Genomic DNA, 13,119 nt, shown 5'->3' with positions numbered 1-13,119 from the left:
ATGCGCTTTGTTCTGTTTCTTCTGACCGCCGTTCTGATCAGTCTCGCTTGGCTTTCGCCCGATCATAGCTATCCATGGTTGACTTTTGCCAGTGAAATGCTCAGTTTCGCTGCCTTGCTCACCTTACTCACTGTCTTTTTAAAACAACCGCTCCGCTTGCCACGCATTCAGTTGCTTGGCTTGCCGATTGTCTTTATTCCATTGTTACAATGGGGTTTTGGCTTAGTCATCGATCTAAGCGCTGCACTTCTCTCCACCGCATATTTATTGGGGTTTTGGTACGCAGTGCTGTTAGGGTATAACCTCAGCTTAACCCATACAGATCAGCAGCAGACCTTACGCCAATGCTGTTATGTACTCTATGCCGTTGCATTGACCACCAGTCTGATCGCGTGTGTGCAATGGCTGAACTTAGAAGCCCATGTGCCGGGCGTGATGACGCTTTATAGCCATCGGCCTTATGCAAATTTTGCCCAGCCCAATAATATGTCGACTTTTCTGATTATGGGGCTTTTGGCATGTTTGTATTTGGCAGAAACGCAGGCCATGAAACTGCGTTATCTCTGGCCAGTCGCAGCTTTAATCATTTTTGCTATTACCTTAAGCCAGTCACGTACCGCTTGGGTATTCGGACTATTTTTTCTGGTTTACTGGGCGTATAAATCTTGGCGTTATCCAACCCGTATCAACCGTGGCTGGATCATGCTGTGGGGTGTTGGATTTTTTGCTGTGGGGCTGGCGTTTCCGCGATTGACCAGATGGATCCAGAGTTTAAATCAGACCGATGTAGTCAAGACCTCAAGCATCATGCAGCGCGCCAGCGCTGGGCATGAACGCATCGGCATCTGGGAACAGATGCTGCACGCCATTCAGCAGCAGCCATGGACAGGGTATGGATGGAATCAGACCAGCCTGGCTGAACTGTCGAGTATGCCATTCAACAAAATTCACGTTTGGTTTAATAGCTCGCACAATGTGGTGCTGGATATTCTGGTCTGGAATGGTGTAGTACTCGGTGGTCTCATTTTAGTGTATTTCACACTGTGGATGATTTGGCTGAATTATCATAGCAAGCGTATCGAGTCGATTGTGGCCAGTTTAATGGTGGCAGCCGTGTTGATTCATGCCTTGTTGGAGTATCCACTGCAATACGCTTATTTTTTATTGCCTGTTGGTTTTTTGATGGGCTTAATTCAAGCGCAGACACCCGATCAGAAATGGTACGCGTTACCGCGTGGTATCACCCGTGTGGTTTGGCTTGCAGGTTTTATTCTGCTGGCACTGATCTGGCGCGATTACAGCCTATATAAACTCAATAGTGTCAGAATTATCAAAAAGCAGCCGCCCAATGTTGAGATTTGGGGCAGTGCCAAGATCTTGGTTCTCACCGAGTTTGATCAGCGTTTAGACTGGTTAAAATTAAGTCCGGTGGCTCAGTTGAGTTTGCAACAGCTGAATCAAATTGAAAAAATGGTCTACAACAAAGCCACACCTTACAATATGCAAAAGTACGCGCAATTATTGCTGGCAAATGGACAAGTCGATAAGGCCAGAGAGCAGGTCGGCTATTTAAGTCGTTTGCATAAAAAAGACTACACACTCTATGATTTAGAGCAGGCCAATGCATCGGCGCTCAAGCAAGCAAGGTAATGTTTGAGAAATAAAAAAAGGCGATTCTTGGAATCGCCTTTTTTGTGGATATGGCTTAGGCCTGAATCAGTGCAGTAACTTCATCGACATACTGCTGAATCGGTTGAGCTGCCTGATCATGACCACGACTTTCGATATTCAGGCGCAATAGCGGCTCAGTATTCGAGGCGCGGACATTCAGACGCCATGTTCCGAAGTCTAGGCTCACACCGTCGGTACGGTCAATCTCGGGATTTTGATCATTGTAGTGATCAAATAGTTTTTGAATGGTGGCTTGGGTATCGGCCACTTTAAAGTTGATTTCACCACTGCATGGAAACTTGGCAATCATGTTTTCAACCAATGTCGATAACGATTGCTGTGTTTCAGACAATAAGGTTAATACCAATAACCAAGGAATCATGCCGCTGTCGCAGTAAGCAAAATCACGGAAGTAATGATGCGCGCTCATCTCACCGCCATAAACAGCATTGTGTTCACGCATCACTTGTTTAATAAATGCATGCCCCGATTTAGATTGAACCGTGACGCCGTCATGAGCATCGACAATATCAAGGGTGTTCCAGACCAAACGTGGATCGTGGACAATTTTTTCCCCTGATTGTTTCAACAAGAATGCTTGTGCAAGCAAGCCAACAATATAGTAGCCTTCGATAAACTGGCCTTTTTCATCGAATAAGAAACAGCGGTCAAAATCGCCATCCCATGCAATCCCCATGTCTGCCTGATGTTCAATCACTGCATTGCGCGTGCTGTCACGGTTTTCAACCAGTAATGGGTTCGGAATACCATTTGGAAAGCTGCCATCAGCTTCATGATGAATCTTGATAAATTCAACTGGCACGTTCAGGCTTTTAAATTCTTGCTCAAGTGTATCGATCACGTGGCCTGCCGCACCGTTACCAGCATTGACCACCAATTTAAGTGGGCGGATTTTGTTGGTATCAATATAAGTCAGTAAGTGCTGAATAAATTCTGGCAAGATGTTGTACGCTTGTGTGGTGCCTTTGACCGCAACATCATGAAATTCATTGCTTTCAGCAAGTGCCTGAATTTCTTTTAAACCAGTATCAGCACTGATAGGGCGCGCATTTTCACGCACCAGCTTCATGCCGTTGTAGTCCATCGGATTGTGACTTGCAGTCACTTCAATACCACCCTGAACATCTAGATGAAAAGCGCCAAAGTAGACCTCTTCAGTACCGGTCATCCCCAAATCAAGTACATTGACACCGGCATCGTTTAAACCGCGAATAGTGGCTTGTTTGAGGTCTTCACTGCTTAAACGGACATCGCATCCGACCACGACAGTTTTAGGTTGGTAAATCTGACCATAGGCACGGCCAATTTTGTAAGCAATTTCTTCGTTTAGTTCTGTACCGAGTTTGCCTCGAATATCGTAGGCTTTAAAGCAGGTGAGTGTTGTCATCTTGAATTAGATATTAAAAAAATTATGTGCGCCCATTATACCCAAGCCACATGAAAAGAATATGATCGTTTAAACCAGATCGTTAAAAGCCTGATACGGTAAATTGCATCAAAATATAACGGCTTGAATTCACAATTTGATGTTTAAGCAATGGTTTTGAAAATTTCATAGCATGATTGACGAAACCATTGATGGCTGGTCTTGTGATGACAACACATATGCCAATGCTGCTTGATGCTATAGGTGGGAAACTCAAGCGGTGCATCGTAAATTTGCAGGTTACCGCGTGCCAGTAAGACCTGACTCAAATAATACGGTACGGTGGCAATCGCATCGGTTTCCTGGACCACCAGCCCTACACCTAGATAACTGGGTAATCGAATGAGTACGTTGCGTCTTAAGCCTTTGTTTTGCAGCTCATTTTCGATGTGATAATGCCCAGCACCAGCATCAATATCGATGTGCATTTCACGAATATAATCATCAATACTGATGCGGTCACTTTGCAGGCGTGGATGATTTTTACGGGAAATCACCACATAACGCTGTGAAAACAATTTCTGTTGATAAAAACCATCTTCGAGCTGAGGCAGAAAGCCAATGGCCAGATCGATTTCACCATTTGCCATTTGATAGCTGGTTTCTGAGCTAATCGGACGGACATTCAGCCGGATAAACGGCGCATTTTTATTTAAAAACTGAGTAATTTGTGGCAACAACACCAGATGCGACACATCGGTCATGGCCAAGGTATACAGCAAATCCGACTTGGAAGGATCGAAATTCACACTGAAATTATTAATACTTTCAACTTTGTTGATCACTTCACTAATCAGCGGAAAAATTTGCTTGGACAATTCGGTGGGAATCATTTCATTGCCCACACGTAAAAACAACGGGTCGCCGAAATGCTGGCGAATTTTGATCAAGCCATTGCTGATGGTCGGTTGACTCACACCAATCGCATCGGCTGCCGTCGAAACACTCTTGGATTTATAAACATGATAAAAAATATTGAGTAATCGGCTATCAAGATCAAACATGTTGTGTTGTCCTTAACCATTCAAAATAAAAGAAGGGAAAACCGACGGCTCTTTGCAAAGTATTCATGTGTTCATCATAACATTGAACCCAATCAATCGATTAGGATTTTCAACCAATCTGCGTCTGGAGTTGTCGTGTAGATGGATGCTTGGCCTCATGCCTACATCAGTGTTTCGTGATGACCAAGAAGACAAGCGATGTCCTTTACTTCATATTGGTATGACCAATTTAAATTTAAAATAAGCATTGAGATTCTATTTTAGCTGGTTTAGTATGCAAAAAATAGAAATCCCCTAGCATATTTTTGCTTAAAGCTAAATTGGTATGACCAATTTAAATGTATTGACTGGTTTGCAGGAGCATTTTTCCTGAAAACAAAATGATTCTCGGCATTTCAAGGAGATGAAAATGCTGCATGTTTGGCAACAAGCCTATGACCCCCTAAATAATATCTGGCTATCCAGCTTGGTCGCGCTGATTCCGATTATTTTCTTTTTTATCGCACTTGCCGTATTACGTTTAAAAGGCAGTGTTGCGGGGACCATTACGGTGGTGCTGGCGCTTTTAATTGCATTGTTTTTTTACCAAATGCCAGCAGCAATGGCTTTTGGTGCAGTGATTTATGGCTTTTTTTACGGATTATGGCCGATCTCGTGGATTATTCTGGGAGCGGTATTTTTATATAAAGTTTCGGTCAAAACCGGACAGTTCGACATCATTCGTTCCAGTATTTTATCAATTACCGCAGATCAGCGCCTTCAGATGCTGTTGGTCGGATTTGCCTTTGGTACCTTTTTAGAAGGTGCAGCAGGCTTTGGTGCCCCTGTTGCCATTACCGCGGCATTACTGATGGGTTTAGGGTTTAAACCGCTCTATGCCGCAGGCCTGTGTTTGATTGTGAATACCGCACCAGTGGCTTTTGGCGCGATGGGAATTCCAATTATTGTGGCAGGGCAGGTTTCTGGGGTCGATACCATGGAAATCAGCCAGATGGTGGGGCGTCAGCTGCCTTTTCTGGTGATCATTGTACTGTTTTGGATTATGGCCATTATGGATGGCTGGCGTGGCGTGAAAGAAACATGGCCTGCGGTTTTGGTGGGCGGTGGAGCATTTGCGATTGCGCAGTATCTGACCTCAAACTTTTTGGGGCCTGAACTACCGGACATTACGGCTGCGATTGCATCCTTAGTCAGTTTGACGGTGTTATTTAAATTCTGGCAACCCAAGCATATTTTTAGATTCGAACAGACCGAAGACACTCAAACTGCCCCCCAATCTGTACAACATTACCGCGTAGGTCAGATTGCCAAGGCGTGGTCGCCATTTATGATCCTGACGCTCATGGTCACCCTCTGGAGCATCAAGCCATTTAAAGCATTGTTTGCTAAAGGCGGTGCATTGGAACACTGGATTTTTAAGATTGAAGTACCTGGCTTACATCGATGGGTCGAAAAAGTTCCACCGATTGTGCCAGAGCATACTCCCTACGATGCAATTTATAAGTTCGACTGGTTTTCTGCCACCGGAACAGCCATTTTTATTGCCGCAGTGATCACCATCATTTTCTTGAAAATGAATGCAAAGCAGGCCGTGGTGACCTTTGGCGAAACCTTAAATGAGCTAAAAGTACCGATCTATTCAATCGGGATGGTCTTGGCTTTTGCATTTATTGCCAACTATTCTGGACTGTCTGCCACCTTGGCGCTTGCTTTATCGCATACGGGCCATGCGTTTACCTTTTTCTCGCCATTTTTAGGTTGGTTAGGGGTGTTTTTAACGGGTTCGGATACCTCATCGAATGCCTTGTTTTCGGCATTACAAGCCACCACCGCCCAGCAGATCGGTATTCCTGAGGTGCTGTTGGTAGCAGCCAACACCAGTGGCGGCGTGACAGGTAAAATGATTTCACCTCAGTCAATTGCGATTGCCTGTGCTGCGGTGGGTTTAGTGGGCAAAGAATCGGATTTGTTCCGTTTTACGGTAAAACATAGCATCATATTTACCATCTTTGTGGGCATCATTGTGACGGTACAGGCGTATATTGTGCCGTGGATGATTCCCTAAACTCACGATATAAGGAAAAAGTATGCGAGTCTCTGACCAGGTGGTACAAAAGTTACAGGCGCTCATTGAGCAACGTAACCTGAAACAAGGCGACCGCTTGCCTGCCGAGCGTGTACTGGCCACCAGTCTGGGAATTTCGCGACCCTCACTACGCGAAGCCATCCAGCAGCTCAATAGTTTGGGGGTGCTGGCCAGCCGTCGGGGAGATGGTACCTATATCGTGCATTTGCCCGAAACATGGCCACAACAGCACATCGTCGAGCCCATTAGTCTACTGCTTGAAGAAGATCCGCAGTATCGATTCGATGTGCAGGAGTCACGGCTTATTTTGGAAGGCGGTACGGCATGGTACGCCGCACAGCGAGCCACCGAACAAGATCGTGCCAAAATTCATCAGTATTTTGATGAAATTGCACAGCATCAGGCGCGTGGCGATTCTGCGGCGGCAGCGGTGGCCGATGCCAATTTTCATCTGGCCATTGCAGAAGCATCGCACAATGCGGTGCTGATTCAAATGATGCGCAGCCTGTTTGACCTGCTGCAATACAACGTCTTTTTGGGCCGAAAAAAAGTTTATAACCATCCTGTAAGCGCCGATTTACTCAGTGATCAGCACTTTCAGGTTATGGATGCCATCGACCGCCAAGATGCGCAAGCTGCGCGTGATGCGGTATGTGGTCATATCGAATTTGTCATCCATCAGGTACGTGCACTGGACGAAGACGACGCTCGCCAGAAACGTGCTACTCGTTTAAACAGGATTGATTCAGCATGATTATTTCATCTTCAAATGATTATCGCGAAGCGGCGCAACGCCGTTTGCCGCCGTTTTTATTTCATTACATCGATGGCGGCGCATATAGTGAATCGACGCTGAAACGAAATGTTGAAGATTTAGCTCACGTCGCACTGCGCCAGCGTGTATTAAAAGATATGTCGGCATTGAGCCTCGAAACCCAATTATTTAACGAAACGCTTTCGATGCCGCTGGCATTGTCTCCAGTCGGGCTAACAGGCATGTATGCCCGTCGTGGCGAGGTACAAGCAGCCGTGGCGGCAGATAAAAAGGGCATTCCTTTTACCCTTTCGACGGTTTCGGTGTGTCCGATTGAAGAGGTGACGCCCGCCATTCAGCGTCCGATGTGGTTTCAGCTTTATGTGCTGCGTGATCGTGGCTTTATGAAAAATGCCTTGGAGCGTGCCAAAGCGGCAGGCTGCTCGACCTTGGTCTTTACCGTCGATATGCCAGTGCCAGGTGCACGTTATCGAGATGCCCATTCAGGTATGAGTGGCCCGAATGCAGCCATACGCCGTTATTTACAGTCGGTCATGCATCCGCATTGGGCGTGGGATGTGGGATTGCTGGGTCGTCCGCATGATTTAGGCAATATTTCAAAATATTTAGGAAAACCGACCGGGCTTGAAGATTATATTGGCTGGTTGGGCAATAATTTTGATCCGTCTATTTCATGGAAAGATTTAGAATGGATTCGTGATTTTTGGGATGGCCCGATGGTTATTAAGGGCATTTTAGACCCGGAAGATGCCAAAGATGCGGTTCGATTTGGTGCCGATGGGATCGTGGTGTCTAATCATGGTGGACGCCAGCTCGATGGCGTACTGTCTTCGGCACACGCCCTACCTGCGATTGCCGATGCAGTCAAAGGCGATTTAACCATTTTGGCCGATTCAGGTATTCGCAATGGTTTGGATATTGTGCGCATGCTGGCCCTTGGCGCAGATAGCGTCATGATCGGACGTGCATTTGTTTATGCACTGGCGGCGCAAGGGGGGCAGGGTGTGTCTAATTTACTCGATTTACTTGAAAAAGAAATGCGAGTGGCCATGACCCTGACCGGTGTTAAGCGCATTGCCGACATTGATTCATCTTGCTTGGTCGAAATGAACAAAGCATTGAGCTTCTAAAAGGATATTCCACATGCCACACAGCACGACATCACTGATTCAGCACTTACAACAGATTGTGGGCAAGTCTTATGTTTTGACTGGTGATCAGCAGACCCGTCAGTATCGACAGGGACGACGATTTGGTGAAGGCAAGGTGTTGGGCGTGGTGTGTCCAGGAAGTTTACTCGAACAATGGCGTGTTTTACAGGCGGTGCTCGATGCAGATTGTATTGTGATCATGCAGGCCGCCAATACTGGCCTGACGGGAGGTTCTACACCATATGGTGAAGATTACGACCGGCCTGTGGTGCTTTTAAGTACCCGACGTTTGCAAGGGATTCAGGTCATTCGTGATGGTGAGCAGGTGGTCTGTCTGCCGGGTGCGACACTAGATCGACTCGAACAGACCCTTAAACCTTTTCAGCGTGAGCCGCACTCGGTTATTGGTTCATCGTGTATTGGAGCCTCGGTGCTAGGCGGTGTATGTAACAATTCGGGAGGGGCTTTGGTTCGTCGCGGACCGGCCTATACCGAGTTGGCGTTATATGCACAAGTCGATGCTTATGGCGAGCTTCAGTTAGTGAATCATCTTGGGATTGCACTTGGCGATACACCTGAAGAGATTCTGACACGGCTTGAAACGCAGCAATATCGCGGTTCAGATATTCAAGACAATGTGGGGCATGCCTCCGATCCGCATTATAGCCACGATGTAACGCAAGTCGATGCCGATAGTCCGGCGCGTTTTAATGCCGATCCATCGCGATTGTTTGAAGCGTCCGGTTCTGCCGGAAAAATCTGCGTCTTTGCGGTACGGCTAGATACCTTCGCCAAAGTCGAGAGTCAGGTGTTTTATATCGGAACCAACGATGCCGATGATCTGACCGCGCTCAGACGTGCGTTGCTGACCACACTACCGAGTCTTCCCATTGCAGGTGAATATATTCATCGTGATGCCTATGATATTGGTGCAAAATACGGCAAGGACACTTTCTTATTTATTGAAAAATTCGGAACGGCCAATGTACCCAAGGCCTTTGCTTTAAAAGATAAAATAGACGGGGTTCTGGAGCGTTTTAAGCTAAAAGGTTGGACTGATCAGTTGTTGCAGGCGGTGACCTATTGTTTGCCCAATCATTTACCTGAACGCATGAATCAGTTTCGAGATCGTTATGAACATCACCTTATTTTAAGAATCGAGCAGCAATCGGTTTCTGCTGTAAAGACATTTTTACATGACTATTTTGCTGTACATCCGTCTGGTGCTTTTTTCTTATGTGATGAAGATGAAGGCCGTAAAGCATTTTTGCACCGTTTTGCGATTGCAGGGGCAGCAATTCGCTACCGCGATACACATTTAAATGAAGTCGAGGATATTGTTGCCTTAGATATTGCCTTAAGACGCAATGATCGGGATTGGGTGGAGCAGTTGCCGGCCCATCTTGAAGCCAAAATCTTACATAAACTTTATTACGGTCATTTTTTCTGTCATGTTTTTCATCAGGACTATATTGTCAAAAAAGGCGTAGATCCCTTAGCGATGGAGCACGAAATGTGGACCTTACTCGATGCGCGCCGGGCAGAGTATCCTGCCGAGCACAACGTGGGTCATTTATATATCGCCAAGCCAGCGCTGGCACAGTTTTATCAGCATCTAGATCCGACCAATAGTTTTAATGTCGGTATTGGTCATACCTCCAAGCTAAAGTATTGGGGGAAATCAAAAAAAATCTAAACGGGTCTGTCTTATGCAGCTATCACACACTGTGCCCTTACATTTCCATTTTTTTTAAGGTTGCAAAAGCAAAAGAAAAAAATTAAGGTGAACGAGATATAATAAACTAGAGAAAGACCAGGTCATGTTGTTTAGAAAAACTATTTTATTTTCTGCGTTAATGGGATGGGGAGCGCTTAGCTTTGCCCAAGGCATTGTGCTGAACAATGAAGATTTGCGTACGGATTTAAACTGGTTGAATCAGCAAGGTGTGATTCAAATCAGCACATCGACATGGCCTTTAAGTGGTGATGAAATCCAGCGTGCCCTTGCAAATGCTAAGGTGCAAAACAAGAATCAACAGCGCGTACTCAATTCGGTCGTCAATGCCCTAAAAGCCGATCAGACACCGGTTAAACTCGGATTATTTGCCGAAACCGATCAGAAAAATTTACCTCAAGCGTTTGGTGATCAGCAAAAAGCACAATATGTTGCATCATTGGAAGTAAATGCCGGTGGTGAAAACTGGGATGGTAAATTACGCGTAAATGGCGAAAAAGATCAGCAAATCGATAACGGCCGTAAGGTCAATGTCGAAGGCTCGTATTTGGCCGGCAAACTCTGGAACCAGTGGGTGATTGCAGGCCAGATTCCAACATGGTGGGGACCAGGACATGACGGCAGCTTGATTCGAGGCGATGCCAGCCGCCCGGTTTATGGCGTGACAGTGCAACGTGCCGAACAAAAAGCATTTGAAACCAAATGGCTGTCATGGATTGGGCCGTGGCAGTACCAAGTGTTTGGCGGTCAGCTCGACAAATACACCGCTGTACCTGATGCCAAGCTTATCGGTATGAGACTGACAGCGCAGCCGTTACCTTATTTAGAATTGGGTGCTTCAAGAGCAATTCAAATTGGTGGTCAAGGTCAACCTAGTAGTTTTAAAGCTTACTGGAATGCATTGATTGGTAAGGACAATGAATGTAACGATAGGGGATGTGTCAATGACAGTAATGCCTCTAACCAGTTGGCGGGTTTTGACGGGCGCCTAAACTTACAACCTTTGCTCAATATTCCTGCCAGCCTTTATGGTCAGTATGTGGGTGAAGATGAATCTGGTTTCTTGCCATCGAGAAAACTATATCTGGCGGGTGCAGAGTATTCCTCTAGCCTACGTAATATGCCTTATCAGTTGTATGCGGAGTGGGCAGATACCCGTACTAATGGTGATGTATGGGGTTATAGCTATAACCATCACCAATATACAGACGGCTATTACCAGCATGGTTATCCGCTAGGTCATGCCATCGGTGGTGATGGTCAGATGTACTCGGTGGGCGGCGATATTCGTGTAGATGTCATGAACCGAATTAGCGGGCGCGTCTTACTGGCAAAAGTCAATCAATCTAATCTCGCAATTAACCGTGCTTTCCCTGAAAAAGACGAAGTCAAAGCACTCGACTTAACGTGGACGCATTACATTAAGCCGGATTTGCCATTGAAGATTAATGGCTGGGTAAGTGATTCAGATGTACACGGCAACGATGCGGGTGCATCGATTGGGATCGAAATTCCGCTCGATCTAAAACAGTTCCGTTTCTAAAATTGAAACGTATTGAGCACCTCTCCACATGGAGGGGTGTTTTTTTACTCAAATATTTATACAAAATAATAGTGAAATTAAAGTGCAGTGAAACATGCTGCGGCACCAAACAAAATACCAGGTGCATTGGCCGCCGCAAGCGGATAGTCTTTGCGTTTGAGTCCATAAATGACCCACAATAAACAGTTGATTGCTGCAACAAAAGGTTGAATCGGATTTCCTTTATGTCCAGCCAGATTATTCATGATTTGTGGAATATACGAAACGTACATACAAATGGCCGTAAAGGTTGCCACCCAACCTAAAATCTGGATAAATTTTTGTTGATCTTGAAGCATTATTGTCCATACGATAATGAGTTATGAATTTACTATATAAGTATTTTTATATGAAAAACAATTCAATGCTGTAACAACGACGGTATAAATAGACGTCCGCTGTGCTGCATACGCAACACAGCGACGATTCAGATTAAGCTTGTGCAGTTTCTTTGGCCAGAACTTCTGCCATTGCTTTGGCCACGATGTATACGTTGCTCATGTTGAGGCCTGCAACACAGATACGACCACTACGCACGAGGTAAATCGCATAGTCTTCACGTAATTGATCGACCTGTTCACCAGTTAAACCGGTGTAGCTAAACATGCCTTTTTGCTCAAGCAGGTAGTTAAAGTCACGCTCAGGAAGTGCTTTTGTAAGCTCATCACGCAAGATTTGACGCATTTTAAGAATACGCTCGCGCATATCTTTTACTTCGTTTTGCCATTGTTGGTTCAACGCTGCATCATTTAGCACCTGATCGACCAGCCATGCACCCGTCGTTGGTGGGTTTGAGTAGATACGGCGTACAGTGGCTTTTAACTGACCAAACGTACATTGCGCACTTTCTGCATCGTCACATACAAATGTCAAACCACCAACACGCTCGCCATACAACGAGAAGATTTTAGAGAATGAATTGCTGACAATAAAATTCATTCCCGATTGATCAAGCGCACGAATGGCATACGCATCTTGCTCCATACCTTCGCCAAAACCTTGGTAGGCAATGTCTAGGAAAGGAATCAGATTGCCTGATTTTAAAACCTCAATCACTTGATCCCACTGTGCTGGCGTCAGATCTGCACCGGTTGGGTTATGGCAGCATGGGTGTAAAAGCACAATGCTTTGCGCCGGAAGCTGTTTGAGGGTAGAGAGCATACCATCGAAGTCAACACCACGTGTTTCAGCATCAAAATATGGATAGTAATGCGTTTTAAGGCCGGCACCATTAAAGATTGCCACATGGTTGTCCCAAGTTGGCTGGCTGACCCATACTTCAGAATTCGGGAAATAGTTTTTAAGAAAATCTGCACCCACTTTCAATGCGCCTGAACCACCGAGCGTTTGAATGGTCACGGCACGTCCACTTTGTACCGCCGGGCTGTTATTTCCAAAAAGTAGGGCTTGAATTGCATCACGGTAAGGCTTGAACCCTTCCATAGGCAAATACAGTTTGGTTTTATTTTGCTTTGGTTCGATACGCTTTTGTGCTTCCATGATGGTATCAAGTTGCGGCACAATGCTATCTTCGTTGTAATAAAGCCCGATACTTAAATTTACTTTACCTTCACGCGTGTCGGCATTGAATTGTTCCATAAGCGATAAAATTGGATCGCCTGCATACGGTGGGATATGTTGAAACATTAAAAAGTCCTTTCATTCCAC

10 protein-coding genes are annotated in these 13,119 nt (G+C 45.6%); 6 read left to right on the top strand and 4 right to left on the bottom strand.

The genetic code is table 11. The features are described 5' to 3' along the window. Positions 1–1,650, top strand: a complete 1,650-nt coding sequence (locus L2096_RS11140) for a PglL family O-oligosaccharyltransferase (protein ID WP_076033326.1) — start codon at positions 1–3, stop codon at positions 1,648–1,650. A gap of 55 nt (positions 1,651–1,705) precedes the next feature. Here L2096_RS11140 and L2096_RS11135 read toward each other — a convergent pair whose 3' ends face one another. Both L2096_RS11135 and L2096_RS11130 read right to left on the bottom strand, forming a co-directional pair. After that, a complete protein-coding gene (locus L2096_RS11135) occupies positions 1,706–3,079 on the bottom strand; it encodes a phosphohexomutase domain-containing protein (protein ID WP_250365419.1) in 1,374 nt (457 codons plus the stop codon). A gap of 143 nt (positions 3,080–3,222) precedes the next feature. Then, positions 3,223–4,122 carry a LysR family transcriptional regulator gene (locus L2096_RS11130; protein ID WP_004941710.1) on the bottom strand — a complete coding sequence of 300 codons (900 nt, stop codon included), beginning with the start codon at positions 4,120–4,122 and terminating at the stop codon, positions 3,223–3,225. Positions 4,123–4,525: 403 nt separating this feature from the next. Here L2096_RS11130 and lldP point away from each other — a divergent pair, with 403 nt between their 5' ends. From lldP to L2096_RS11105, 5 genes are all read left to right on the top strand, one after another. Next, positions 4,526–6,187, top strand: a complete 1,662-nt coding sequence (gene lldP / locus L2096_RS11125) for an L-lactate permease (protein WP_171076855.1) — start codon at positions 4,526–4,528, stop codon at positions 6,185–6,187. A 22-nt stretch (positions 6,188–6,209) separates the two neighbouring features. Next, positions 6,210–6,962, top strand: coding sequence for a transcriptional regulator LldR (gene lldR / locus L2096_RS11120; RefSeq protein ID WP_004941703.1), 753 nt, complete (start codon positions 6,210–6,212; stop codon positions 6,960–6,962). Further along, the gene (lldD, locus tag L2096_RS11115) at positions 6,959–8,113 is read left to right on the top strand and encodes an FMN-dependent L-lactate dehydrogenase LldD (RefSeq protein WP_250365418.1); all 1,155 of its coding nucleotides are present in this window, start codon (positions 6,959–6,961) and stop codon (positions 8,111–8,113) included. Before lldR ends, lldD begins: the two co-directional genes overlap by 4 nt. 13 nt (positions 8,114–8,126) lie before the next feature. Next, positions 8,127–9,830: a D-lactate dehydrogenase gene (dld, locus tag L2096_RS11110; protein ID WP_250365417.1), complete on the top strand. Its 1,704-nt coding sequence runs from the start codon at positions 8,127–8,129 to the stop codon at positions 9,828–9,830. Positions 9,831–9,954: 124 nt separating this feature from the next. Beyond that, entirely contained in the window at positions 9,955–11,412 is a 1,458-nt protein-coding gene (locus tag L2096_RS11105; protein WP_250365416.1) for a capsule assembly Wzi family protein, read from the top strand. Positions 11,413–11,489: 77 nt separating this feature from the next. On the opposite strand, the gene L2096_RS11100 is transcribed toward L2096_RS11105, so the two are convergent. After that, positions 11,490–11,750: a SemiSWEET family transporter gene (locus L2096_RS11100; RefSeq protein WP_004941693.1), complete on the bottom strand. Its 261-nt coding sequence runs from the start codon at positions 11,748–11,750 to the stop codon at positions 11,490–11,492. Between the two features lie 133 nt (positions 11,751–11,883). After that, on the bottom strand, positions 11,884–13,098 hold the full coding sequence (locus L2096_RS11095) for an amino acid aminotransferase (RefSeq protein ID WP_151795262.1): 1,215 nt from the start codon (positions 13,096–13,098) through the stop codon (positions 11,884–11,886). Between the last annotated feature and the right edge of the window lie 21 nt (positions 13,099–13,119).

The sequence above is a fragment of the Acinetobacter sp. ACZLY 512 genome (assembly GCF_023614015.1).
In the GTDB taxonomy this organism is placed as follows: Bacteria; Pseudomonadota; Gammaproteobacteria; order Pseudomonadales; family Moraxellaceae; genus Acinetobacter; species Acinetobacter soli.
The sequence above is the reverse complement of the archived record's forward strand: the minus strand, read 5'-3'. Positions and strand labels throughout refer to the sequence as shown.

Coding starts and splice junctions, on each gene's coding strand:
- L2096_RS11140 (WP_076033326.1), top strand. CDS start 1: ATGCGCTTTGTTCTGTTTCTTCTGACCGCCGTTCTGATCAGTCTCGCT.
- L2096_RS11135 (WP_250365419.1), bottom strand. CDS start 3,079: ATGACAACACTCACCTGCTTTAAAGCCTACGATATTCGAGGCAAACTC.
- L2096_RS11130 (WP_004941710.1), bottom strand. CDS start 4,122: ATGTTTGATCTTGATAGCCGATTACTCAATATTTTTTATCATGTTTAT.
- lldP (WP_171076855.1), top strand. CDS start 4,526: ATGAAAATGCTGCATGTTTGGCAACAAGCCTATGACCCCCTAAATAAT.
- lldR (WP_004941703.1), top strand. CDS start 6,210: ATGCGAGTCTCTGACCAGGTGGTACAAAAGTTACAGGCGCTCATTGAG.
- lldD (WP_250365418.1), top strand. CDS start 6,959: ATGATTATTTCATCTTCAAATGATTATCGCGAAGCGGCGCAACGCCGT.
- dld (WP_250365417.1), top strand. CDS start 8,127: ATGCCACACAGCACGACATCACTGATTCAGCACTTACAACAGATTGTG.
- L2096_RS11105 (WP_250365416.1), top strand. CDS start 9,955: ATGTTGTTTAGAAAAACTATTTTATTTTCTGCGTTAATGGGATGGGGA.
- L2096_RS11100 (WP_004941693.1), bottom strand. CDS start 11,750: ATGCTTCAAGATCAACAAAAATTTATCCAGATTTTAGGTTGGGTGGCA.
- L2096_RS11095 (WP_151795262.1), bottom strand. CDS start 13,098: ATGTTTCAACATATCCCACCGTATGCAGGCGATCCAATTTTATCGCTT.